Origin of the sequence: Dermacoccus sp. GAS27A, assembly GCF_044909235.1 — a bacterium.
Lineage (GTDB): Bacteria > Actinomycetota > Actinomycetes > Actinomycetales > Dermatophilaceae > Dermacoccus > Dermacoccus nishinomiyaensis.
In genome coordinates, this window is sequence record NZ_JBIYDW010000002.1 from 192744 (window position 1) to 216658 (window position 23915).

The 23915-nt window shown below is 68.7% G+C and carries 25 protein-coding genes; 15 read left to right on the plus strand and 10 right to left on the minus strand.

All coding sequences use genetic code 11. From position 1 onward, the window contains the following. Positions 1-78 precede the first annotated feature (78 nt). Positions 79-1368: a hypothetical protein gene (locus ABH936_RS02850; protein WP_082740624.1), complete on the plus strand. Its 1290-nt coding sequence runs from the start codon at positions 79-81 to the stop codon at positions 1366-1368. Positions 1369-1491: 123 nt separating this feature from the next. On the opposite strand, the gene ABH936_RS02855 is transcribed toward ABH936_RS02850, so the two are convergent. Further along, on the minus strand, positions 1492-2133 hold the full coding sequence (locus tag ABH936_RS02855; protein WP_136788961.1) for a hypothetical protein: 642 nt from the start codon (positions 2131-2133) through the stop codon (positions 1492-1494). Between the two features lie 256 nt (positions 2134-2389). Between ABH936_RS02855 and ABH936_RS02860 the strand changes: the two genes are divergently transcribed. The 6 genes from ABH936_RS02860 (at position 2390) to ABH936_RS02885 (ending at position 9267) form a co-directional block, all read left to right on the plus strand. After that, entirely contained in the window at positions 2390-3790 is a 1401-nt protein-coding gene (locus ABH936_RS02860; RefSeq protein WP_404602570.1) for an LssY C-terminal domain-containing protein, read from the plus strand. Between the two features lie 414 nt (positions 3791-4204). After that, positions 4205-4786 (plus strand): PadR family transcriptional regulator, encoded by a 582-nt coding sequence (locus tag ABH936_RS02865; protein ID WP_241725745.1) that lies wholly within the window; start codon positions 4205-4207, stop codon positions 4784-4786. Next, entirely contained in the window at positions 4768-6414 is a 1647-nt protein-coding gene (locus ABH936_RS02870) for a DHA2 family efflux MFS transporter permease subunit (RefSeq protein ID WP_131941940.1), read from the plus strand. The genes ABH936_RS02865 and ABH936_RS02870 overlap by 19 nt, the downstream gene beginning before the upstream one ends. A 203-nt stretch (positions 6415-6617) precedes the next feature. After that, a complete protein-coding gene (locus tag ABH936_RS02875; RefSeq protein ID WP_006945137.1) occupies positions 6618-7049 on the plus strand; it encodes a universal stress protein in 432 nt (143 codons plus the stop codon). A gap of 157 nt (positions 7050-7206) precedes the next feature. Beyond that, positions 7207-7377: a hypothetical protein gene (locus tag ABH936_RS02880; protein WP_006945135.1), complete on the plus strand. Its 171-nt coding sequence runs from the start codon at positions 7207-7209 to the stop codon at positions 7375-7377. 204 nt (positions 7378-7581) lie between these two features. Next, positions 7582-9267, plus strand: a complete 1686-nt coding sequence (locus ABH936_RS02885; RefSeq protein ID WP_131941938.1) for an alpha/beta-hydrolase family protein — start codon at positions 7582-7584, stop codon at positions 9265-9267. A gap of 76 nt (positions 9268-9343) precedes the next feature. Here the strand turns inward: ABH936_RS02885 and ABH936_RS02890 are convergent, their stop codons facing one another. Together ABH936_RS02890 and ABH936_RS02895 are read right to left on the minus strand one after the other, a co-directional pair. Beyond that, positions 9344-10141, minus strand: a complete 798-nt coding sequence (locus ABH936_RS02890; RefSeq protein ID WP_131941936.1) for a hypothetical protein — start codon at positions 10139-10141, stop codon at positions 9344-9346. Positions 10142-10285: 144 nt separating this feature from the next. Further along, positions 10286-11062 (minus strand): GTPase domain-containing protein, encoded by a 777-nt coding sequence (locus ABH936_RS02895; protein WP_131941934.1) that lies wholly within the window; start codon positions 11060-11062, stop codon positions 10286-10288. Positions 11063-11250: 188 nt separating this feature from the next. Here ABH936_RS02895 and ABH936_RS02900 point away from each other — a divergent pair, with 188 nt between their 5' ends. From ABH936_RS02900 to ABH936_RS02910, 3 genes are all read left to right on the plus strand, one after another. Next, the gene (locus ABH936_RS02900) at positions 11251-11442 is read left to right on the plus strand and encodes a hypothetical protein (protein ID WP_040014585.1); all 192 of its coding nucleotides are present in this window, start codon (positions 11251-11253) and stop codon (positions 11440-11442) included. Between the two features lie 209 nt (positions 11443-11651). Next, positions 11652-11987, plus strand: coding sequence for a DUF3072 domain-containing protein (locus ABH936_RS02905; protein WP_074046536.1), 336 nt, complete (start codon positions 11652-11654; stop codon positions 11985-11987). 205 nt (positions 11988-12192) lie between these two features. Beyond that, positions 12193-13584, plus strand: a complete 1392-nt coding sequence (locus tag ABH936_RS02910; RefSeq protein ID WP_131941932.1) for a deoxyribodipyrimidine photo-lyase — start codon at positions 12193-12195, stop codon at positions 13582-13584. A 187-nt stretch (positions 13585-13771) separates the two neighbouring features. On the opposite strand, the gene ABH936_RS02915 is transcribed toward ABH936_RS02910, so the two are convergent. Then, positions 13772-14356 carry an Ltp family lipoprotein gene (locus ABH936_RS02915; protein ID WP_131941930.1) on the minus strand — a complete coding sequence of 195 codons (585 nt, stop codon included), beginning with the start codon at positions 14354-14356 and terminating at the stop codon, positions 13772-13774. Positions 14357-14922: 566 nt separating this feature from the next. On the opposite strand from ABH936_RS02915, the gene ABH936_RS02920 reads away from it, so the two are divergent. Next, positions 14923-15243, plus strand: coding sequence for a hypothetical protein (locus tag ABH936_RS02920; protein WP_200829313.1), 321 nt, complete (start codon positions 14923-14925; stop codon positions 15241-15243). A gap of 12 nt (positions 15244-15255) precedes the next feature. Further along, on the plus strand, positions 15256-15477 hold the full coding sequence (locus tag ABH936_RS02925) for a hypothetical protein (protein WP_200829312.1): 222 nt from the start codon (positions 15256-15258) through the stop codon (positions 15475-15477). On the opposite strand, the gene ABH936_RS02930 is transcribed toward ABH936_RS02925, so the two are convergent. From ABH936_RS02930 to ABH936_RS02940, 3 genes are all read right to left on the minus strand, one after another. Beyond that, the gene (locus ABH936_RS02930; protein WP_404602578.1) at positions 15406-16116 is read right to left on the minus strand and encodes an FMN-binding negative transcriptional regulator; all 711 of its coding nucleotides are present in this window, start codon (positions 16114-16116) and stop codon (positions 15406-15408) included. The two genes, ABH936_RS02925 and ABH936_RS02930, sit on opposite strands and share 72 nt — an antisense overlap. A 212-nt stretch (positions 16117-16328) precedes the next feature. Next, entirely contained in the window at positions 16329-17816 is a 1488-nt protein-coding gene (locus tag ABH936_RS02935) for an MFS transporter (RefSeq protein WP_404602580.1), read from the minus strand. Positions 17817-18171: 355 nt separating this feature from the next. After that, positions 18172-18855, minus strand: coding sequence for a B12-binding domain-containing protein (locus ABH936_RS02940; RefSeq protein ID WP_074041216.1), 684 nt, complete (start codon positions 18853-18855; stop codon positions 18172-18174). A 154-nt stretch (positions 18856-19009) separates the two neighbouring features. On the opposite strand from ABH936_RS02940, the gene ABH936_RS02945 reads away from it, so the two are divergent. Next, positions 19010-19816 (plus strand): alpha/beta fold hydrolase, encoded by an 807-nt coding sequence (locus ABH936_RS02945; RefSeq protein ID WP_074041217.1) that lies wholly within the window; start codon positions 19010-19012, stop codon positions 19814-19816. A 65-nt stretch (positions 19817-19881) separates the two neighbouring features. Here the strand turns inward: ABH936_RS02945 and ABH936_RS02950 are convergent, their stop codons facing one another. Then, positions 19882-20739, minus strand: a complete 858-nt coding sequence (locus ABH936_RS02950) for an FkbM family methyltransferase (protein WP_404602583.1) — start codon at positions 20737-20739, stop codon at positions 19882-19884. A gap of 168 nt (positions 20740-20907) precedes the next feature. Between ABH936_RS02950 and ABH936_RS02955 the strand changes: the two genes are divergently transcribed. Continuing rightward, complete coding sequence (locus ABH936_RS02955) at positions 20908-21564, plus strand: DUF1648 domain-containing protein (protein WP_404602585.1); 657 nt, start codon at positions 20908-20910, stop codon at positions 21562-21564. On the opposite strand, the gene ABH936_RS02960 is transcribed toward ABH936_RS02955, so the two are convergent. Further along, positions 21556-22005 (minus strand): GNAT family N-acetyltransferase, encoded by a 450-nt coding sequence (locus ABH936_RS02960; protein WP_131941918.1) that lies wholly within the window; start codon positions 22003-22005, stop codon positions 21556-21558. The two genes, ABH936_RS02955 and ABH936_RS02960, sit on opposite strands and share 9 nt — an antisense overlap. Positions 22006-22271: 266 nt before the next feature. Continuing rightward, positions 22272-23285 (minus strand): DUF2797 domain-containing protein, encoded by a 1014-nt coding sequence (locus tag ABH936_RS02965; protein WP_404602588.1) that lies wholly within the window; start codon positions 23283-23285, stop codon positions 22272-22274. A gap of 154 nt (positions 23286-23439) precedes the next feature. Here ABH936_RS02965 and ABH936_RS02970 point away from each other — a divergent pair, with 154 nt between their 5' ends. Then, a complete protein-coding gene (locus ABH936_RS02970; protein ID WP_404602590.1) occupies positions 23440-23892 on the plus strand; it encodes a hypothetical protein in 453 nt (150 codons plus the stop codon). Positions 23893-23915: the final 23 nt, after the last annotated feature.

Below are 23915 nucleotides of genomic sequence, written 5' to 3' on the forward strand. Positions count from 1 at the left end.
TGGGCGCTCGTCAGGGGTCCCGCGTACTGTGGAACGGCAGACAAGAACACCGGGGGCAAACGGGAGGAACACGTGAGCATGGCCGCTGACGGCAACGGAACGACGAACGATGGACGAGGCGACGACGGCACCGCGAAGGCGCTGTCGAAGGCTGCGGTGGCGCGCCGCACCGTGCTGAGCGGCGCGGGCGTGTGGGCGCTCGCCGCATGCAGCACGTCGTCGAAGTCGGACGGCTCCGGCAAGGGCGTCAAGGCCGGCAGCTCGGCCAAGGCGTCGGCGTCGTCGGCGAGCCCGCAGGGCAAGACGATCGGCGACGGGTCGATGAGCGACACCGGCCCGCAGCCGGGGCTCTACAAGCCCAAGAAGCTCAAGAAGGGCGACGTGCCGCCGCAGTTCGTCGTCGTGTCGTGGGACGGCGCCGCCGAGCTCGTCGACAACCCGTTGCTGTCGCGTTTCCGCAAGGTTTCACGTGAAACCGGCGCGCACATGACGCTGTTCCTCTCCGGCATCTACTTCCTGCCCGAGAGCAAGAAGACGCTCTACCATGCGCCGCACCACAAACCTGGTGCGACCGACATCAACTTCCTGCCCGATGACTGCGTCCACGCGACGATCAAGGGCATCGGCGAGTCGTGGACCGAGGGCCACGAGATCGGCACCCACTTCAACGGCCACTTCTGCGGCCCGACGGGTGGCTCGACGTGGTCGCCGAGCGACTGGGGCAGCGAGATCGAGCAGGCCCGCTCGTTCGTCGCGAACTGGCGCACCAACACCGGGTTCCACGACCTTCCGCCGCTGCCCTTCGACTACGACAAGGAACTCATCGGCGGACGAACGCCCTGCCTCGAGGGCGGCGACAACCTGCGCACCGAGGCCTCAAAGCTCGGATGGCGCTACGACACGAGCAAGAGCACGCTGCAGATGTGGCCGAAGAAGGACAAGGGCCTGTGGGACATGAGCCTGCAGTCCATCCCGCTGGCCGGCACGCGCTTCCAGGTGCTGTCGATGGACTACAACATCATGTTCAACCAGTCGAAGGTGACGAAGGGCAACCCGGCCATGCACGCGACGTGGCGCAAGCAGGCCGTCGACTCCTACATGGCCGGGTTCAACCGTTCGTACGAGGGCAACCGCGCTCCGCTCGTCATCGGCAACCACTTCGAGGGCTGGAACGGCGGCATCTACATGGACGCCGTCGAGGAGGTCATGCGCAAGGTCGCCGCGCACAAGGACGCGAAGATGGTGTCCTTCCGTGAGCTGTGCGACTGGATGGACGCGCAGGACCCGAAGGTCGTCAAGAAGCTGCAGGCCCTCGCTCCCGGCGAGACGCCGCCCGGTGGCTGGGACGAGTACCTCGAACTCACCTGAGCCACTGCCCGGCGCCCCGGCTGGGTACACGCGGAACGGCCCGAACCTCTCGTGAGGTTCGGGCCGTTCCGCTGCCGGGTGTCGGCGAGGGCCGCCAGCAAGACTGGCCGCTCGCCGGATCCGTCATCGGGTGCGACGGCGAACGACGAGCGTGCCGCCCGCTGCGGCGAGAAGCGCGCCGCTCGCGAACGCAGCGGTGGTGTTCGTCGAGCTGCCCTCGTGCGTCATGTCGGTCTGCACCTTCGGGCCCACAGTGGTCGAACCCGTCGTCGTGCCGCCGGGGGTTCCCGGCTTGGACGGCGTGGGCACGGGCTGCGCCGACGCGCCGATCTTCACGTCGACGGTCTTCGTGACGTGGGAGTTGTTGGCGTCACCGCAGTACCAGAAGTCGAGCTTCACCTTGTATGTGCCGGGCTTGGTGTAGCGGTACTGGTAAGGAGACGAGAAGTTGAGTGGCGAGACGCCCTTCGAGGTGCACTGCAGGACGCCGGAATCACCGCCGGTACGGCCTTTGCCGTCACCGAAGTCGACACTCATGGAGATGGGGCCAGGGGTACGAGTCGTCGTGTGATCCGGCCCGTTGGCATAGTGCTGCGTGCCCTTGAGGTTGAAGTTGAATGCGACGGTGGTGCCGTCGGTCGTGTAGGTGATGCTTGGAGTCGCCGACACGCCGGGCCCGGCCGTAGGGGCTGCGTAGGCGGGGGCGCTGAACAGGGCGGCTCCGGCGAACGTCGTCAAGCATGTGGTGCGGACAAAACGGTTCATGGCATTTTCCTGTTCTCGAGTCGGTGCGTGTTGGACACACCTCCTTCTTCAGTATTGCCGTGTGTGACGTGGAACACGAGAGCTCGAGCCGAGAACTTCGACAGCCGACGGTGGGCGCGTCGGCGTTCGGCCTCCCGGCGTTCGGTCGCCAACCGCAACGGCCACCGCCACGCCGCCGGCCGGGATGCGGGGCGAACGCGGGGGACAATGGGGTGCGCACCCTCGTCCGGAGGGGGTCGTGACGGGTGGGAGGACCATGGAACGCGACCGACGCTCGAGCGAGACACGCGCGAGCACCGACCCCTCGCGCGCCCTGGCCCCGGTCCGCGAATCCGGCGCGGGTGAGGCCGCTGAGCCGGTCGTCATGATGGGCGGGCTCGGTCGGCATCTCGGGCTGGCGTGGCTGGAGAACGTCTTCTTCTTCGCCGTCATGATCTGCTCGTTCGTCTTCGCCGTGCTGCTGCTACGCGAGGCGACGTGGTCGTGGTCGCTGCTCCTGTTGCTCGTCGGGTTCTGGGCCGTCATGGCCTACCTGGCGCTGCCACGGTTGCACCGCGTCCTCACGACGATCTACGTGCCCGACTACTTCATCGGCTGCAGCCGTACGACGGACGGGCGCCTCGGCGATCCCCTCAACCTCGCATTCATCGGCGACGAACAGCAGATCCACGAGACGATGACGCGCGCCGGGTGGGTCAAGGCCGACCCGGTGACGCTCGGGTCGAGCGTCCGCATCGTCGTGTCGTCGCTGCTGCGCCGAAGCTACGCCGAGGCACCCGTCAGCCCGCTCGTGCTGTTCCGGCGCACGCAGGAGTTCGCCTACCAGCAGGAGGTCGACGGCAACCCGTCACAACGCCACCACGTACGGTTCTGGCCGACGCCCGACGGGTGGTTGCTGCCCGGCGGCCGGCGGGTCGATTGGCTAGCGTCGGGCACGTTCGACTCCGGCGTCGGCCTGTCGTTCTTCACGCTGCAGGTCACGCACCGTATCGCGCGCGACATCGACACCGAACGCGACCACGTGCTGCGCACGGTGACGGACGCCGACGCGGCCGTCAGCGTCGAGATGCTCCACGACTTCACGAGCGGCTACCACAGCCGCAACGGCGGCGGCGACGCAGTGATGACGGACGGCGACCTGCCCGTCGTCGACCTCACCGCCGTTGCCGTCGCCCCGGGCGCGACGGTGTACGGCGCCAGCGAGGACGGGCAGGTGCTCGGCACGGTGGGGCGTCGCCCGCCGTCGATCGTCGCGGCCTGCGTGCTCGCGGTGGCCTCTGCCCTCGTGTCGATGGCGGCGCTCGTCTGGGGCGGCGACGGTGTTCTGGGGCCGAACGGCCGGGACGTCCTCGGCGACGTTCCGGCCGAGTTGCCGACGAACGTCGCCCTGTGGATCGGGGTATTGACGTATGTGCCGATCCTGTGGCTCGCGTACCGCACGTTCTTCGGCGGGGTGTGGGCGCGACTCATCATGATCGCTCTCGTCACCCTGTCGCAGGCGAGCCAGATGTGGCAGTACCTGCAGGGCACGCGGCCGACGTTCGGCGCGTTGCTGTCCCTCTCCGTCGACCTGCTCGTCGTCTATGCGCTGACGAGCCTGTCGGCGCGCGATTGGGTCGAGCAGGGCCTCGTCGAGGGTGAGGGCGCCGCGGCCTGACGGTGTGGTGTTTCACGTGAAACGCGCTCGTGCTCGTCGCTGACAGACTCGCTCGCCCGGTCAGTCAGCGAGTATCTGCTCGATGCCCTAACGGTACGACCCGCGACCTCAGGGGCCGATGGCAACCTCTACACGGGTCAGAACCCGCAGTCGGCCCGCGCCCTCGCCGAGCGGATCCTCGCCGACCTCTCCTGACGTCTACGGCTGCCCCGGCGCGACGGGCGTCGCGCCGGGGCAGCCGTGCGCTTCGCTCAGGGGTGAATGTGACCAAGAATCGCCGATGTGGCCATGAGTCGCGAAGGTGGACGAAATTCGCAGAGGTGGACGTAGATCGCCGTTGGGTACGGGGCGGGTGAGCAAGGTCACGGGAACGAGGGTTTCGTCTTTGAATAGTCCATGTGGAATAGTCATCGCGTGACCACAACAGACCCCCTGGACGTGGCGCCGCTGGCGGTCGCCGTCCTCAGTCTTCTCGCGGAGCGCGACATGCATCCGTACGAGATGATCCAGACCCTCCGCGCGCGCCGGGAGGATCAGTGGGTGAAGCTGCGGCCCGCGTCGCTCTACCACAAGGTCGACGGGCTCGTGGCGCGCGGCCTCGCGGAGGTCGTGGGCACCGAGCAGGACGGCAACCGCCCGCCCCGCACGACGTACCGCCTCACGGACGCGGGGCGCGAGCTCCTCGTCGCGTGGATCAGCTCCGCCATCACCGTCGTCGAGAACCCCTACTTCTCGTTCTCCCTCGCCCTCGGCGAGCTCGAGGCCCTCGGCCCGGAACGCGCGGCGCGCCTGCTCACCGAGCGCGTCACCGTCCTGGACGAGCACATCGCCCAGATGCGCGACAGCCTCGAGCAGGGGCGCAACCAGGGCGCGAAACGCATCTGGATGCTCGCCCACGAACACCGCCTCGCCACTTTGACGACCGAGCGCGACTACATCGCCTCCGTCGTCCATGACATCGAATCGAAGGAACTCACATGGCCGACCAGCCACTGACCGACGACGCGTCCGCGACGTCGGGCGCGCCTGCGGCTCCCGCCGCAGGCGCCGCCCACTCTGACGCGGGCGCGTCCGTCGCCACGGGCGCCCCGCCGCAGCAGTCCGCGTCGGGGCGCCGAACTGCGGCAGATGCGGGCGCGAAGACGCCGGGCGCCGCGCCCGACATCAACCCGTGGGCTGCGCTGAGCGCCCTGCTCATCGGGTTCTTCATGATCCTCGTCGACTCGACGATCGTCTCCGTGGCGACCGAGACGATGGTCGACAAGCTCGACACGAGCCTCAACAACGTCCTGTGGGTGACGAGCGGGTACCTGCTCGCCTACGCGGTGCCGCTGCTCATCACCGGACGCCTCGGTGACCGTTTCGGCCCGAAGAACCTCTACCTCATCGGCCTGGCCGTGTTCACGTTGTCGTCGGCCGCGTGCGGCTTCGCCCCGAATGTCGGCGTCCTCATCGCCGCGCGCGTCGTCCAGGGTCTCGGTGCGGCGATCATGACGCCGCAGACGATGGCCATCATCACGCGCATCTTCCCCGCGGACGGTCGTGGCAAGGCCATGGGCGTGTGGGGTTCGACGGCGGGTGTCGCGACGCTCGTCGGCCCGATCCTCGGTGGTGTCCTCGTCGACCATGCCGGGTGGGAGTGGATCTTCTTCGTCAACGTGCCCGTCGGCCTCATCGGTCTCGCGATGGCGTGGAAGCTCGTGCCGTCGCTGCCGAGTCACGCGCACAAGTTCGACCTCGTCGGGGTCGCGCTGTCGGCCGTCGCGCTCTTCTGCGTCGTGTTCGGCATCCAAGAAGGCGCGCAGTACGACTGGGGCACGATCACGGGCATCATCTCTGTGCCGCTGCTCATCATCCTCGGCCTCGTCTTCTTCGTCCTGTTCATCCTGTGGGAGCGGCGATACAGGGGTGAGCAGCTCGTGCCGCTGCACCTGTTCGCGAACCGCAACTTCTCCCTTGCCAACATCGCTATCACGTCCGTCGGGTTCGCGATCACGGCCATGTCGTTCCCGATCATGATCTACGCGCAGGCCGTGCTCGGTTACTCGCCGACGAAGGCCGCGCTGCTGCTCGCGCCCATGGCCGTCATCTCCGGTCTGCTCGCCCCTGTCGTCGGTGGTCTCGTCGACCGCAAGCACCCCGCGATCCTCGCGGGCTTCGGGCTCGTCTGCTTCTCCGTCGCCCTGTTCTGGTACGGCCGGATGCTCGGCGCCGACACGTCGATCTGGTGGCTGCTCGCCATCGCCTGCCTGCTCGGTGTGGCCAACGGGTTCATGTGGGCGCCGCTCTCGGTGACGGCGACGCGCACCCTCGAACCGCGCTTCGCCGGCGCAGGTTCGGGCATCTACAACACGACACGTCAGATCGGCGCCGTCATCGGTTCCGCCGCCGTCGCCTCCCTCATGGATTCGCGCCTTCGCCACCACCTCGGTGAGCAGGCTGCGGGTGGCGCGCATCAGGCGGGCGGCGGTCACATGCCGACGCAGGTCGCCGAGCAGTTCGCCCGCGCCATGGGCGAGACGCTGTACCTGCCGGCCGCGGTGCTCATCGTCGGCATCATCGCCGCGGTGATGTTCACCAACCCGCACCGCAGGACGGGCCGCCACGCGGCCGACGCTCACTGAGCGCCCGAAGCCGAGGGCTCCGGACGAACATTGCCCGCGAACGCGTCAATGATGACGCGTTCGCGGGCAATGTTCGTCCGGGTTCGATGGGGTGGTCGCTCGATCCGTGCCAAAGGTCCCTGGCCCCGGGGCGCGTCGCGGCCCTAGCGTGAAGGTGAGACCCGGCGTCGGGCTCATCGCAACATTCACGAGAGGTGCCTCGGATGGCTGACAACACGACCAAGCCCATCGTCGTCGGAGTCGACGGATCGCCGTCGTCGCTGAGCGCCCTCGAATGGGCCGCGCAGCACGCCGAGCTGACGAAGCAGCCGCTCGAGGCCCTCGCGACGTGGCAGTGGCCCACCAACTACGGCTACGCCGTGGCGTTCGAAGCCAACTTCGACCCGGCGCAGGAGAGCACGCAGATGCTCGACGAGATCGTCGCGAAGGTGCAGGCCGACCACCCGAGCATCGAGGTGCGACCGCACGTCATCGAGGGCGACACGCGCAATGTGCTCGTCAAGCGCTCCAAGGAGGCGGCGCTGCTCGTGCTCGGCAGCCGCGGCCACGGCGAGCTGACGGGCATGCTTCTCGGCTCCGTCAGCGGCTACTGCGTCACGCACGCCGACTGCCCCGTCCTCGTCACGCGCCACTGATGCGCCACTGATGCGCCACTGACGCGCCACTGACGCGGCGCGGCCCGGCGCGTGACCGGGCCCGCGACCTGACGCGTCGAGGACGCGTCGGCTCCGATGGCGTCTGCACCCCGGCGGACGGTGGCGCGCGGCGCCGTCACGGGAGTAGGTTCGTGCCATGAGTGACACGAGCAGCGAGAACTACACCCCCGAGGTCGACCAGCAGGACGGCGGCCCCGGCGCCCAGACCGGCGGCGACGGCGGCGAGAACAATGATGTCGCGAGCGGCGGTCGCAGCGACGAGGGCAGCACCGACGAAGGCCAGCACGCCGACGCCGACGAGAGCTGACGGCGGCCGCCGCTGAGCGCGGTGGTTTGCCGCGAGCGTCGGCAGGCATGACACGACGCACGCGCGCACGCCTCACCTGAACACGACGCACGCGCCCCGGCGTCGAACCTGCGTGGCCGCGAGCCCCGCAGGTGACGACGCGACCGGGGCGCATGCGTCGTGCCGCTCTGGGACCATGGGGCAGACCCCGATCCGAGGAGCCTCATGCCGTCCACCGCAGCCCCCGCGCCGCCGCGCGTCAGGTTGCTCCTCGCACGCTTCTCGCACACGGGTCTCGTGTTCGCCGCGCTGTTCTACATCATCGCGAACACGCCGTCACTGCTGCCGCGCCCCTGGTGGATGCAGGGCCTCGTCGCGGCGCTGAGCGGGGTGTGCGGGTACGTTCTCGGCCTCGCGCTGGGGCGCCTCGTCCACGCGACGGCGCGCTGGTTGGGCCTGCGTGTCACGATGAACCCGCGTCGACGCGTGCTGCTCGGCCGCATCGGCATCGCGTTCGCGGCCCTGATCGTCATCAGCTTCCCGCAGGCGACGATCGACTGGCAGCGGGAGGTCAGCCGCCAGGTCGACGTCGACGGGCCGGGGTGGTGGTATCCGACCGGTTCGACGCTCGTCGCGGTCGTCGTGTTCGTCCTGTTCATCCTCGTCTGGCGCGGCCTCGCCGGGCTCACCCGCTTCTTCCTCACGAAGGTCTCCTCACGCATCGTGCGGGAGGCAGCGGCCCGTCTCGTCGCATCGGTCATCACGGTCGCGACGGTCGTCGTGGCGATCGACGTCGTCGTCGAACCCGCCGTCCTCGCCGTCGTCGGGGGCAACGCAGACCGCGTCAACCAGCAGATGCCGCGCGGTGAGTACGCACCGACGTCGTCGTTGCGCAGTGGTGGCCCCGGCTTGCCACTGACGTGGAACAGCCTCGGCCAGGACGGCGCGAAGTTCGTCGCCGCGGGGCCGGACGCGAAGCAGATCGCCGACGTGACGAAGAAGCCAGCCAAGGAGCCGGTGCGGGTGTTCGTCGGCGCGAATCAGTCGTTGGAGAAGAGCGCCGACCTCGCGGTGGCCGAGCTCGACCGCACCGACGCCTGGAAGCGCAAGGCGATGCTCGTCATCACGCCGACGAGCACCGGATACGTCAACCTGTGGGGCGCTGCCTCGTTCGAGTACCTGCTCGGCGGCGACACCTCGGCGGTCGGGATGGCGTACTCGAACCTGCCGTCGGCGTTCGGCCTGCTCACCGCGCCCCGCGATCCCGGCAAGGCGTCGCAGATCCTCCTCGAGAAGGTGCGGCGCCGCGTCGACGCCATGCCCGCGGCCCAGCGCCCGAAGGTGTACTTCACCGGCGAATCGCTCGGCGCCTACGGCGCGGACGACTCGTTCGACTCGCCGCAGCAGATGTTGGAGCGCACCGACGGCGGCGTCCTCAGCGGCACGCCCGCCTTCTCGCCGAACCGAGCGCGGCTGACGCGTGAGCGCGCGCCCGGCTCGACGACCATTGACCCTGTCATCAACGGCGGGCGTCACATCCGTTTCGCGGGCGAACCGTCGCAGCTGGGCGCCGACGAGTACGACCGCCCTCTGGGCGCGTGGCAGAAACCGCGCGTCGTCTACCTGCAGCACCCGTCCGACCCCGTCGTGTGGTGGTCGCCGCGCCTGATGTTCAACTCACCCGAGTGGCTGCGTGAGACGCGCGACAACACGCCGATGGCGCAGATGAGCTGGGCTCCGTTCGTCACCTTCTGGCAGGTCAGCGCCGACATGCTCGTCTCCAACGAGGTGCCCGGCGGTTACGGTCACCGCTACTTCGGCGCCGAGATGGTGCCGGCCTGGGCGAAGGTGCTCGACGTCGACCCCGGCTCGCGCGAGGATGCCATCATCGACGCCGTGGGGCGCCGCTGAGCGCGCTCGCCGTCAGCGATCATCGCCCGGAAATCGTCATCCTCGACGCGTTTGCGGGCAATGATCTGGCGGGCCGTCAGTTCTGACGCGTCGGATCGAGCTTGCCCGTCATCGTCACCCCACCGGTGCTGACGGTGAAGCTCGCGACCGCGTTCGTGCACGTCATGCCGCTGACGTTGCTCGTGCACGTCGTTCCTGCGGAGGTGAAGCTGCTGCCGTAGCCGAGCACGGCCGTGCCGTCCTTCTTCGTCACCGGTGCGTTCGGCACGCTCGACGTCCAGCGCGCAGCCTCGCCGTCGGTGTCGAAACCGGGGTCACCGGTGAGGAAACCGACGCCCTTCGGCGTCAGCATGATGTAGTTCGCACCGCCGTGCTTCGCCGAGACCTCGGGGGTGAGGTGGCAGCCGACGACGCCCTTCGTCATGTCGCACCAGTTGCGGCCCGTGGGCGTCGTGAACTGCGACCATCCCGTCGCCGCGTACGCATACGCCGTCGCGGTGCCGCTCGTCGACGGTGCGCTGCTCGCGGAGGCGGTCGGCCCTGCCGAGTTCTGGCTGCCGGACGGCGCCGCGCCCGAGCCGGTAGCGCTCGCCTGCGGCGCTGCGGAGTCGCTCGCCGACGCACCGTCGCTCGCGCTCGGCGACGCGGACGAGGCGCTCGCGGCCGTGCTGGAGGACGTGCTCGGGGACGTCGACGACGACGCGGAAGAGCTGCGCTCGGAGGGCGTCTGGCTCGGTGCGGCCTGCTGCGTCGTCGACGACGCGGACGACTGCGCCACCGTGGCGTTCTGCGACCCGCCGTCCTGGCCATTTCCGCACGCGGCGAGCGCGAGCGTCAGCAGGCCCGCGGCGGTGAGAGCTGGGACGGTGCGCATGAGTTCCCCTTGTCGTCGAACGGTGCCGACACGTCACGCCGTGCCGCACCTCCACTGTGGCAGAGATGGCGGCCGTGGCGAAGGCGCCATGCCGACCGAGACGACCCGGCTGAAACCCGTGCCCGGCAGCCCGATTCGCTCACGTCACAGGTGGCCGCTGAGCGCCGCCATGCGGGATTCGAGCTTGCCGACAAGGGCGTCGAGCTCCTTGGAGTTCTCGGCGCTGACGGGCAGGACGTCGATCGAGATCGTCGCTCCACCGGCGAGGGAGCGCAGTTCGTCGAGCTTCGCGGCGAACGGCGAACTGCTGCCGGGTGAGTAGTAGTCGACGGCCGCGTCGATGTCGTTCGGGTAGAGGTCGGCCTTCGTCACGGCGATGACGACCCACATCGGCTTGGCTCGGCGCACCGCCATCGCGGCGATGCGGTGCGCGGTGATCGTCCAGTCCTCCAGCTCCGCGGCGAGCTGCTCCTCGCGCGTGCGTGACGGCGCGGCGCCGCTCGTGCCGCCGGCGTGTCGCGGCGTCGCGTGGCCGTAGGAGACGACGTGGACGATGCCGTCGACCGGCTCCTCGTAGAACACCTCGTCGAGGGCTGCGAGGCGCGTCGCGGCGTTGTCGCCGGGCACGACGCGGAAGCGGAAACCCTTGAGCCGCGGCGACTTCGACGTCCGACGCTCCATCGTCGCCGAGCCGGCCTCGGTGACGGCGTCGGGGCTCGTGCGGCGCGCGAGACGGTCGACGAGGCGCGTCTTGCCGACGCCCGTCATGCCCGTGACGGCGACCGTCGGGTAGCGGCGATGCACGAGGGAGGAGATCTTCTCGGGTGCCGCGGTGAGGGCGGTGAGGGCCGTTCCGGCCAGGCTGGCGCCGGCAGCGGCGAGGCCGGCGTTGTGGCGGGCACCGGTGTTCTTCGAGGTCACGGTTCACCTTTCGGCAGAGGCTCGTTCGACGCCGGGGCGCCGAGCACTTTGCCCTCTAGTCAACCCGAAACGTCGTCGAAACGCCTCTCCGAGGGTTTCTTCGACGCCTTCGCGGTGCTGCGCGCTCGCCGCGTCCGACCATCCGCGTGGGTGGTGAACCAGCGGCCTGCGCGTCCTAGAGTGAAGACATGACTCGCGAAGACATCCACGAAGCAGCCAAGAACGACGACGCGGACGGCCAGAAGCCCGGCGGCGCTGGGGAGGTCTCCGAAGGCGGCAGCGGTTTCGGCACCGACAGTGAGGCGAACGTCGTCAACGGCGCCGACGCTGTGCCCGACAAGACGACCGGCGGCACCAGCCCCCGTACGCCCAACCAGTGAGCTGAGTGCCTCCGACCAGGTGCTGGCCGGCCCTGACCCCGAGGTCACGGCCCGCTCTGTCCCTGGAGGTCTCGACGGCGATCCGGCGACGGCGTGACGCGTCTGACAGTGCGCCGAATGTGTCCTGCGCGTGCGTCGCGCCGGCGAAATCACGCCCGAGGGTGTAGCGGTTGTCGGTGCCTCGGTCTAGCCTCACGAGCATGACTGACATGAATACGAATCAGCCCGACGAAACCCTCGGGGCGCACGCTCCGGGTGCCCCGAACGGTCAGGCTCAGCAGGCTCAGCAGGGCCAGGACATGCTCGGCGCGACGGAGCCGACGCAGGGTGGCCCGAACGATGCCTCCCTGCAGCGGGACCCCGACGAGTGGGCCACCGGCGACGAGCCGATGACCGAGGCGCAGAAGTCGTACCTCGACACGCTCGCCAAGGAGGCGGGCGAGACGCTGCCCGCCACGCTGACGAAGGCCGAGGCGAGCAAGCACATCGATCGCCTCCAGGGTTCGAACAACCGCGTCAACCAGCAGGGCACGCAGGGCAACTGAGGCAACTGCCAGACGCCACCGGTCGGCCTGGCGCGACATGTTTCACGTGGAACATATGGCGCCAGGTCGGGCGGAGGTGTGCTGCGACGAGCGGGCGGCGCACTGCGCGGTGACCACGGGTCATGCCCCCACCGGGGCTCGAGCGCGCACCGAATGACGTGTCGATGATGCCCAGCGCGAATCGGCAGACCCCACAATGGCTTCCATGACTTCTCTCGTCTGGTTCCGTGACGACCTGCGTACGTTCGACCATCCGGCGCTGCGTGCGGCGGTCGATCACGCCGTCACCTCCCAGGGCTCGCAGGAGTCGGATGACGGCGCGTCGTCCGAGCCCGCGGGCGTCGTCGCGCTCTTCGTCCTCGACGAGGAATCGGACGGCCTCCGCCCGCTCGGCGGTGCGGTGAAGTGGTGGCTGCATCACTCGCTCGTCGCCTTGCGCGCGAAGCTCGAGGCGCTCGGCATCCCGCTCGTCCTGCGACGCGGCGCCGCGCATGACGTCGTCCTCGATGTGGTCGAGACGTTCGACGTCGACTTCGTCGGCTGGAATCGCCGGTACGGCGGGCCGGAGCGCGTCGTCGACGCCGGGATCAAGGAGGCGTTCGCCGAGCGAGACGTCGAGGTGCACTCGTATGCGGCGAACCTGCTGTTCGAGCCGTGGACCATCACAACGGGTGGGGGCACCCCGTACCGCGTGTTCACGCCGTTCTGGAAGGCGTGCCTGAGCGAGCCCGAGCCGCGTGAGCCGCTCGACGCGCCGTCAGCGCTCACCCCGCCGTCCGCACTCGTCGAGCAGGCCGGCCAGGCGAGTGACGACCTCGACACCTGGGCGTTGCTGCCGACGAAACCCGACTGGTCGACCGGCATCGCCAAGGCCTGGACGCCGGGCGAGGACGCCGCGCACGAGCTATTCGCCGACTTCCTCGACGACGCCGTCGTCCACTACGCCACCGAACGTGACGAGCCGTCGAAGCCGGCGACGTCGCGCCTCTCGCCGCATCTGCGCTTCGGGGAGATCAGCCCGCAGACGATCTGGCATGCGGCGCGGCGCAGTGGCAAGGACGTCGAGACGTTCCTGTCGGAGGTCGGTTGGCGCGAGTTCGCGTGGCACACGCTCTACGAGAACCCTGACCTTCACGAGGTGAACCTCAATCGGAAGTTCGACGCGTTCCCGTGGCCGCCGCTCGACGAGGACGCGCTGCTCGCATGGGAGAAGGGCGAGACGGGCGTCCCGCTCGTCGACGCGGGCATGCGCGAGCTGTGGGAGACGGGCACGATGCACAATCGCGTGCGCATGGTCGTCGCGTCGTTCCTGACGAAGAACCTGCTCATCGACTGGCGCATCGGTGAGGAGTGGTTCTGGGACACGCTCGTCGACGCCGACGCCGCGAGCAACCCGTTCAACTGGCAGTGGGTCGCCGGGTGCGGCGCAGACGCCGCACCGTACTTCCGCGTCTTCAACCCGGAGACGCAGCGCAAGAAGTTCGACCCCGACGAGCGCTACGTCCGCCGCTGGGGCGCTGACGACGGCCGCGAACCCATCGTCGACCTCGCCGAGACGCGCAAGGCCGCACTCGCGGCATACGAGCAGACGAAGTGACGTCTCACCGGGGCGCCGTCTGACCTTTCGCGTCCGGAGATAGCTGGGCACCGGCGCGTCTCTAATCGAGTGGATCCTGCGAAAAGTGCGCGAGGCGGGTGGCCCGTCGTGTAGGTCACCCGCCTCGCGCACTGTTGAGAAGACGTGGCGACGATCCACATTCGAGCTCGTCGCCAGGCCGTCGAGGTTACTTCGCGCAAGCGGTGGTCTGCTTTGCCCCGTACGTGGCCTCCTCCTGGGTGTACTTATCACCTGCGTCCGAGGACAGCTGCTGGATGAGGCGATCGCACGACATCGGCATAGTGTTCATGTAGTTTTTCGCGGCCTTGCCCGCCTGTTCCTTCCAGTTCGTGTCAAGGGTGTTCACCGCGGCGGTGGCGTCAGCGACTGAATACTTGTCACCGGCGTCCGACGAAAGCTGCCGGATGAGACCCTGCTTCGAGAAGGGCATAGTGGACAGGTAGTTTTCGCCTGCCTTGCGCGCGTTCTTCTGCACGTCTGTGAGCTTGGCCGCGGGGTCGTTCTGCGCGGCTGCCGACCCGCCGCCCGAGGGCTGACTGGTTGAGGTGCTCTTCGTCGACTTGTCATCTGAGCCGCCCTTGGTCGCCACGGTGATGACGATGATGAGGGCGATTAGGCCAAGGAGCCAGAAACGCTTCTTCTTGTACCAGGGGCGCGAAGCCTTGGCGTAGGCTTTCGACGCCTTGGCGTTGGCTTTTGCTTCCTTGTGGGTGGCTGGCTGGCTCTGGTTCGGATCCGCAGGCGTACTCATGTAGTTGTACCTTGTCTATCGGAGCTTCGGCAATCGGCCTCACGCCGCTGCTAGGCCCCCGTGGTCGGGGGCGCGCGCAGGCTAGATAGTTAGCGTGGCCATGCGCATGGCTAAAGTAGCGCAGCGAATCCACCTGCGGGGCTCTTCCGCCACGAGGGGAGATGAGTGGGTCAACAGACGCCTCCCCTTCGCGCACGCCAGCTACGGCTGCGAGCCTGGTCCGCTCCGCAGAACCACGGTCCAGGAGCAACGTGTAGGCGTACGGCTTAACCGCAGGAGGCGTTGCCGCGATGCGCAACGGCCGTAGCCGGCACACATCGGTTCTCTGAGGATGACAGTGCGTGCGTGCGGTGTGAGGTAAGCGCTGCTGTGCCTGCTACGACAGCCCGTGGCGTCGGCGGGGAGCCGATGAGAGGGATGGCACCGAACGCCAGCCGACCGAGAGTGGCTAGCACTCCCCAACGCGGCCAGCGTCATGGTGAAGCGAGCCGGCGTTCCTTCCGCACAGCATGACTGGTCCCTCGCCACGCGGACCCGTCATGGCTTCACGCGTGGAAGGTGAACCCATGCTGAGTGACGACGAGATTCGGGCGATGACGTTCGAGCAACGACGCGACCTCATGCGTCGGCTCGAACGACCGCCGACGATCTCGCCGCGCCTCGTGAGTCGTCTCGGCGCGGTGCGGCGCGTCCGCATCATCCTCATGACGGTGTGCACGCTGGCGCTCGTGCCATGGATCATCTATCTCGCGTTCGCGTTGCCGCCTGTGTACGAAGCGCACAACTGGCGTTTCGCGTGGGTCGGATTCGACGTCATGCTGCTCGCCTTCATGGCGGTGACGGCGTGGTGCGCGTGGCAGCGGCGTCAGCTCGTCATCCTCGGGTAGTTCACGACGGGCATGCTGCTCGTCTGCGACGCCTGGTTCGACGTGACGACGGTGGCGCCAGAGGATCGCATCTGGTCGATCCTCGCAGCAGCGTTCATCGAGCTGCCGCTCGCGTTCATCCTCACCTACGGGTCGCTGCGCCTGCTGCGCGCGATCAGCGAATCACGTCTCCTGATCGAGCCCGGGCAGCGGTTGCGTCACGTCGAGATCACGCTGCCGCATCACGACGACTGAGCTCTCACCCATCGCGTCGGCGAGTTCTGCCGCGCCGCGTCCGTCGAGCTCGGTGGCGATGCCGTCACGCGCGCCGAGACGGTCGGCGTCGCTGCGATGCGACGACACCTTGAACCGGGCCTCCATGCGCTGCACGGAAATCCGGATGCCGACGATCTTCGTCAGCATGTCGTCCAGGTAGTCGCCCGGTGCCTGCCCCATGCGCCACGGCTCGTCGCGCCCGCCCTCCATCGCGCCCGTGAGCTTCGCGACGACGCCGCGCACCCACCTCGGGTCGTCGTGCACCTCCAACTCTCCCCAGGCATGAGCGACGAGGTAGTTCCACGTCGGGACGACGCGGTGATGCTCGGCCTTGCTCGGATACCAGCTCGGCGAGACGTAGTGCTCGAGCGGCCCGAACGTCGCGAGCGTCAGCCCCTCGTGACGGCCGTTCTCCCACAAGGGGTTCGCACGCGCCACGTGCCCGATGAGCGCCTTGCCCGTCGGGGCGTCGTCATCGTCGACGAGCAGCAACGGCACCATGTCCGCCTGCGGCGTGACGCCGTCGTGCGTGATGAGCGTCGCGAGCGGATGTTCCGCGAGGAACGCGGCGATCGTCTCGACGTCCGTGACGGCGTCGTGCGGCGGGTTATAGGGCATGCCATTCAGTCTGACGCACCGCTCCGGCGGGCGACCGCAGCGTCCTCGACGAGCCGGGCATTCGCGGCACGCGTTCGAGACGATCGACGGACGCGAGCGACGCGCGGCGGGCACCTGTCGTTCAGCCCGTCAGTCCAGCCCCGCACATACGAAGCGGGCCGCCCCTCCACGCGGGAGGGGCGGCCCGCTCGGCATGCGACGAGGTGCGCAGCTCAGCTCTTGGCGAGCACCTCGTCGGCCTCCTCGTACGGAGCGTCCTCACGGACGCCGGCGGCCTTGAGCTGGTCGGCCTGGGCGTGCAGATCCTTGACGACGCCGTGCGCCTCGTGGTCGTGCTCGACCGACGGGGCCGAACCCCACAGCGGTCGGCCGTTCGACTCGGGCAGGAAGTGCACCGAGACGAGGCCGATGACGCCCGCGATGATGAGGATGTACGCGGGCCACATGAGGTTGCCGGTCGCGTCGACGAGAGCGCCCGTGTAGAGAGCCGTCGTGCCGCAGAACGCGGAGATGAAGATGTTGAACGCGATCGACAGCGCACCGGCGCGCACGGCCGTCGGGAACAGCGACGGCAGCGTCGACGGCATCGTGGCGCTGAAGCAGATGAGGGACAGACCCATGATGATGAGACCCGCGATGACGGAGCCCTCGGTGTTGCGCGTGATGAGCATCAGCGACGGGAACGCCAGCACGATCAGCATGACGGAGCCGATGCGCACGATCGTCTTGCGCCCGATGCGGTCGGAGGCCAGACCGATGAGCGGGATGATCGCGAGGCAGACCGCCATGACGATGATCTGCGAGACGTTGTTCATGTTGTCGCTGATGCCCTGGCCGCCCTTGTGGTCGGTGACCGTCGACAGGAAGCTCGGCATGTACGCCGTCAGCATGTAGTTCGTGACGTTCCACGCGATGACGAGGCCGCCGCAGACGAGCATGGCGGGCCACATCTTGAACGTGTCCTTGAGCGAGACCTTGTTGTCCTTCTCGCGCTGCTCCGACTCGGCCTCGAGGGCCTCGAACGCCGGGGTGTCGCCGAGCTTCGAACGCAGATAGACGCCGATGAAGCCGAGCGGCAACGCGAGGAAGAACGGCAGGCGCCAACCCCACGAGTGCAGCTGATCGGTCGTGCACAGCGCCATGACGAGCGCCGACATGCCGGCACCGAGCAGGTAACCGGTGAACGTGCCGACCTCGAGGAGGCTGCCGAGGAAGCCGCGCTTCTTGTCGGGCGCGTACTCGGCGATGAACGTCATCGCGTTGCCGTATTCACCACCGGTCGAGAAGCCCTGCAGGACGCGGCACAGGAACAGCAGGACGCAGGCCCAGACGCCGGCGTGCGCGTAGTCCGGGATGAGGCCGATGGCGACGGTCGCGCCGGCCATCATGATCATCGTCATCGCGAGGACCTTGTTGCGACCGATGCGGTCGGACAGCGGGCCGAGGATGATGCCGCCGAGCGGGCGGAAGAGGAAGGCGACGGCCATGAGCGCGTACGTCATGAGCGTCGCGGCGGAGCCCTCGAGCGGCATGATGACGTCACCGATCGTGAGCGCCATGTAGCTGTAGACACCGAAGTCGTACCACTCGGTGATGTTGCCGATCGCGGCGGCGCCGATGGCGCGCTTGATGACGTCGGGGTGCGTCACCGTCACCTCGTCGACAGACCATCGTCGACGAACACTGTCCGGTCCGAACATGTGGTTTGCCCCTTTCACACGTGGGTCGGTTGTCTGACGTTTCTTCGCGAGGCTATGGGAGTTCTCGACCCGGCATCAAACAGCAATCTGGCTGCAAATCAAGCAGATTGACAAAAGATCGACTGTCGATTCGTCGCCGTCGCGGGTTGCGAAGGTGGGGTTTGGACGCCAGGTGACCACGTCGTGAGACGACGTAACGGCCTGTGCGCGTAGGGTGTTGAGGGGATGGCGAGGCTGGGAGCCGCTTCGGCGCAACCCCTCAAGAAGCTGAGGGCCCGAGGGGCGCTGCGCCGCCGCTGGCCGGCGGATCAGCCGGGACGATGATGTGTCGACCCTCACACGCCATCGGGTGCGTTCAGGCCGAGCGAGGTACCCGCGCCGGGTCGACGAGAGGCGCAGCGAGCCGGCCCGTCACGACGTCGGCGGCCTCGCGCCAGTCGTCCCCGAGGGCGACGACGCCGGGCGCGCCCGCGAGGGTCGCGCCGGGGCCGGCGACGTAGACGGGTGTCGAACGCGCCATGACCGTCAGCTCCGAACGGCGGGCCGCGAACGACGTCGCCTTCATCCCCGAGATGACGCACGCCCGCGCGCTGGTGGCGCGCACGGCGGCACTCGTCGCGGCCCACGGGGTGTTGGCGCCGAGCACGAGCGGCGCCCAGCCACGTTCGACGAGCATCGACGAGAACAGGTGGTTGGGCAGGTCGTGCAGTTCGCCGGGCGGGCACGTCAGGACGACGCGGGGGCGCGCGTCGCGCTCTGACTCGGTGCGAACCGCCTCGCCTCTGAACTCCGAGACGACGGAGCGGACGATGTTCGACGCGTGGTGCTCGTGCATGACGCTGAGTTCGCCGGCCGACCACATGACGCCGACGTGGTGCAGCGCGGGCACGAGGACGTCGGCGACGAGGGCATCGATGCCGTGTTCGTCGCGAGCACGAGCGAACTCGGCGCGCAGCGCATCCTCGTCGAGGGTGAGGACGGCGTCGAAGATGCGCCGGCCCACCTCGGCCGTGAGGATGTCGTTCGTCTGCAGATCCATCGTCAGATCAACATATCCCGCGGACCTGCCGGGCGAGGTGTCATTCGTCCTGTGCGGCATGGTCTTTCGCTGTTCGCTGTTCGCTGTTCGCTGTTCGCTGTTCGCTGTTCGCTGTTCGCTGTTTGCCGGAGCCCCGGGTCTCTAGGCTCGTGGCATGAACTTCGTCGAACACGGCTCCGGTACCCCCATCGTGCTGCTTCACGGCTTCGACGCCGACCACCGGCTCGTGCTGCCGTTGGAGTCGGCCTTCACCGCGGGTGCGGCGCGCGAGGACGTCGCGACGACGGGCTGGCGTCGTCTCTATCCCGATCTGCCGGGCTTCGGCAGCACCCCGATCGGTGACGCAGCGAGCACCGACGACGTCGTCGAGCGTGTGCTTGCGTTCGTCGACGAGCAGATCGGTGACGCACCGTTCGCCATCCTCGGTGACTCGTTCGGCGGGATGATCGCCCGCGCTGTCGCGCACCGCCGTCGCGAGCAGGTGCTCGGGTTGGGCCTGCTTGCAGCGGTATTCGTCGCGGACTCCGATGCCCGTAAGACGCCGGAGCAGACGGTGCTGCGACGCGATGACGACGCCGTCGCCCAGGCCGGGGACAAGGCCGACGACTACACGGCCGTCGCCGTGGTGCAGAGCGACGACACAGCCCGTCACTTCCTCGAGTTCGCCGCGCCCGGAGCCGAACTGGCTGACAAGGACGCGATGAAGAAGCTGACGGAGAACTACGAGCTGGGCGAGCAGCCCGAGGACGAGGCGCCCTTCGAGAAACCGACGCTCATCCTCACCGGCCGCCAGGACCACCTCGTCGGCTTCGGCGACGCGCTGCGCCACCTGGAGCACTACCCGCGCGCCACGTTCGCGACGCTCGACGGCGCCGGCCACAACGTTCACTTCGAGCGCCCCGACCTCGTCAGCGCCCTCGTCGCCGACTGGCTCACCCGCATGCGCGACCTGCCCGCCTGACGGGGTGTGACGGCGGGCTTGACGGGCGGCCCGATGGCGTCGTCCGGGTGGCGTCGCTCCGCGCGTCAGACCGGGTGGCTGCGGTAGGCAGCCTCGGCTGACGGGTCGAGCGCTCCGCGACGGATGAGTTCGCGCAGAGCGAGCAGCGCGACGCCGTGCTGGTCGTACACGTGATGCATGACGAGCGCGAGGTGCTTGAGTGCCTCGTCGTCGACGGTCTCGGCGTCGTCGAGGCGGGCGAGATCGCGCACGTAGAGCATGTCGGCCTCGACGAGCTGACGTGCGTGCGCCTCGTCGGTCGGTTCGTCGCGATCGGCCCACTGCACCGGTGTGAGCGGCCAGGTCTTCGTCGCGACGAACGCCTGTGGCACGAACCCCTGCGCGCGCAGCTCGACGTCGACCTCGGCGAACGTCGGCTGATCGACGTAGAGACGGTGGAAGTTCACCTCGAGCTGGATGCTCGTCGCCGTGCGCAGGCGCTCGCGGCCGTTTCGGAAGATCATCAGCTCGGCGCCCTGCACGTCGATCTTGAGGTGGTCGAGCAACTCGATCTCGGTGATGTCGTCGAGGCGGGTCGTGTCGACGTCGACGCGGTCGACGACCTCGGCGAGCCGCGGGAAGTCGGTGAGCAGGTCGAGTTGCGGGGCGTCCGGTTCGAACAGGCTCGTGAATCCCGATTCGGCGCACACGTGCAGGGTGTGACGCTCGCCGTCACCGATGGCCGCAGGCAGGTAGCGCTCGTGCGGCCCGGCGGCGCGCTCGAGACGCGCGAGGGCGTCGGGTTGCGGCTCGAATCCGGTGACGCGGCACAGACCGTCGCGCAGCATCGGCAGATAGGGCGGGGTGTCGACCAGGGGGTTCGCGCCGATGTCGACGACCTCGGTGAGGCGGCTCGGCTGCATTAGTTCCCGTAGAGCGGACATCGATGCTCCTTCGCGACGGCATGACGGGTCGTCGCAGTCTTTCAGGTGCGCGCGGATCCTTCGTCCGTGGGCAGGGGGAAGGGCGACCGGCCATGCGCCGGACGGGTTGCGCCGGGGTCGATGCGCCCGTCTCCCCCAGAGGTGCCGGGCGTGGCATAGCGTGAGGTGGTGACGCAGACCTCCCGCTGGGACACCGGCTTTCCCGACCCCGAGCAACTGCGCGAGACGGCCCGTCAGGCGCGTCAGCTGCCGACCGAACCGATGAGCCGGGGCGTGCGCGTGATCGTCGGTGGGGCCGTGGCCGTCTGGCTCGTCACTGTTCTCGTCGTCTATTCGACCCTGCCCGAACGCGTCCCGACGCACTGGGACGGCTCGAAACCCGACGACTGGTCGAGCCGCGCCGGGGCGCTCGTCGCGTTCGTCGTCGGCCCGATCGCCATCGGCGCCGTGCTGCGCCTCGTGACGTCGCTCGTCCTGCGCTGGCCGCAAGGCATCAACGCGCCGAACAAGGAGTACTGGCTGCAGACGCCGCAACGGCTGCGACACTTCGAACGGCTGGTTCGCGAGGACCTCATGCTCATCGGTGCTCTGACGACGCTGCTGTTCGCCGCGATCAGCGTGATGACGGGTGTCGCCGCGCGTCGTGAAGGCGGGGAGCTGCCCGGGGTGTTCTTCTCGGTCATCATGATCGCGTTCATGGCAGGCATTCTGGGCCTCGTCGTGCGGATGCTGCTCGGCAGGCGCTATCAGCCGTCGGACGAGGCGGTGAGACCAGCAGTTGAGGACAGGCGGGGCTGCGTCGCGTCGACGGGTGCGTCAGGTTGATGAGTTGTCCGACGGCTGAGGACGCCGACGTTCAAGACGCATCCCGACGCTGCGGGGCGCAGTCTCGACGAAGCCGAGGCTCTCGTACAGTGGCCGGCCCGGCGCGTCGGCCATGAGCGTCACATAGGCACCGGACGGCGCGTCGTGTTCGATGCGCGCGAGCAACCGAGTGAGAATCGCCCGCCCGAGGCCCTGACGCTGATGCTCCGGCGAGGTGGCCATGTCGGCGACCATGAAGTACCACCCGCCGTCACCGATGACGCGGCCCATCGCGACGACGTCGCCGCTCGCGCGATGACGAACCGTCACCCATGCCCACGAGTTCGTCAGGGCCGGCGCGCCCTGCTCGGCGGTGCGGGGTGTGAGGCCGCTGATTCGTCGCAGCTCGAGGTAGGTCTCGAGATCCGGTGCGGAATCGAGCAGTTCGTAGTCGGTGTTCACGGGGCCTCCTGGTGGCGGGACGGAGTGGGAGAGAGGGCGGCGATAGAAGGTCGGCGAGAGCGCGGGGAAGCGTGAGCCACGGTGCATGAGGTCCGATCGCGATGCACGAGCTCGTCGGCTCAGATGCATATGGGCGCATGGGGGCTGCCTGGTGGTGACGTCGATGTCGCTCATGGCAGGAGAACAGAGCCTGGGCGAGGTGTGCGACGCGCCCTGAGACGTACGTGAGCCCTGCGACCGCGCATCTGTCAGCCCCCGGCACCCCGTCAGAACAGACTGTGCTGCGCGACGGATTCCGGCGAGCGAGCGGCGTCGTCGAACGTGACGCGGCGCCCGCCCAGTGCGTCGAGGTCGACGAGCATGAGCGAATCGGCCGTGCCTTCCGCCGCATCCCCGGCCACGCCTTCGGCTTCGGCCGCGCCTTGGGCTTCGGCTTCGGCTTCGGACGCAGCGTTGACCTGAACCAGCGCGACCGATCCGACGAGGCTGACGGGCGTCAGGCAGTGGGATCCGCCGGTGACGGGGTGGGCGTAGACGGGGTGGATGCCACGGCCGGCGTCGAAGAACGCCGCGTGCAGCGCCGGGGGTTGCCACGCCTCGTGGGGCATCGAGCGCGCGCAGAGGCCGCGCGTTCGCAGGTGCGCCTCGACGGCGGCGACGCAGTCGACGTGCGCGACATCGAGCGCCGTTTCGGGCAGCGCCCGGGTGAGAGCGGCGGCCTTGCTCGTCTTGTGACGCGTCTGGGGCACACCGACGTGCTCGGTGACGGCGTCCTCGAGAACTCGAACGGCGAGCCCGTCGTCCGTGCGTGCGACGTACGTGGCCCGCACCGCGCCTTGCTCGTCGAGACGAACTCGCTTGCGCGCATCGGACGCCGTACCGACCTTGTGCGCGCCGTCCGCGAACGTCGCGATGTAGAGCCAGTGAGGTTGCGCCAGGTAGCGACCGAGCGCCTCCGGTACATGGCCACCGCGATGCGCGTGGTGCATGAAGCGCGACTCGTCGCGACTCGCGCACCGCTCGCACTGACGGCCCGTGGTGGCGAGACGCGCGCCGTCGCAGGGCTCATGACGGCCGCCGCTCGACCCCGTGGCGATGAACACGCCGGTGCAGAATCGCCCCGTCGGGTCGACGTGGAACGCGAGACGTTCACCGACCAGGTTCAGCGTTCGTCGCTCGGTCTCGCGGGGGCTCGCGATGACGAGATGCGGCTCCCCACCCGTCCAGGAGACGGAGTGGGCGAGGAACGGCGTGTCGCGAGGAATGCTGGGGCGAGGCATGGCTCCATCCGATCATGACGGGGTAGATGGCAGCACTCGGGCTCGGACTGTCCGTACGCCGCGCGGCGCCCGTTGCAGGCCGCCCGTCGGGTCGCGTCACTTGGACCCCGCCAGTTGGACACAGTGCGTTGGACGCCGCATGCCGCACGTCTGAGTGGCCACTGGCCGCGTCGCCGCGCTCGTCATGGGGCAGGTCGACATGCGCCCCGAGTGGGTCGGGCCGGTCGCCGTCGCCTCGTACTACCACGACGCGGCGATCTGGTTCGAGCACACGTGGGACTACCTGCCCGGCTCGGAAAGCCTTGCGGCGCAGGAGCTCTCGCGAACCGGCCACGAGGGTGACGCCGCGCTCGTCACCGCGATGATCGACGAGCACCACCGCGTCCGGCCGGCGCGCAACCCGCACCCCCTCGTCGAGGCGATGCGACGTGCCGACGCGACGGACGTCTACCGCCTGCCGCTTCCGCCGCACGTCAGCCGTGACGACTACCGCGCCATGCTGAAGCGGTTTCCCGACAACGGCATGCACCTCATGCTCGGGCGCGGGTTCGTCATGGGGCTGAAGGAGCGCAAGCGTCTCAACCCGATGCCGATGGTCAAGCTCTGAGCTGTTCGCGCTGGTCGAATCCC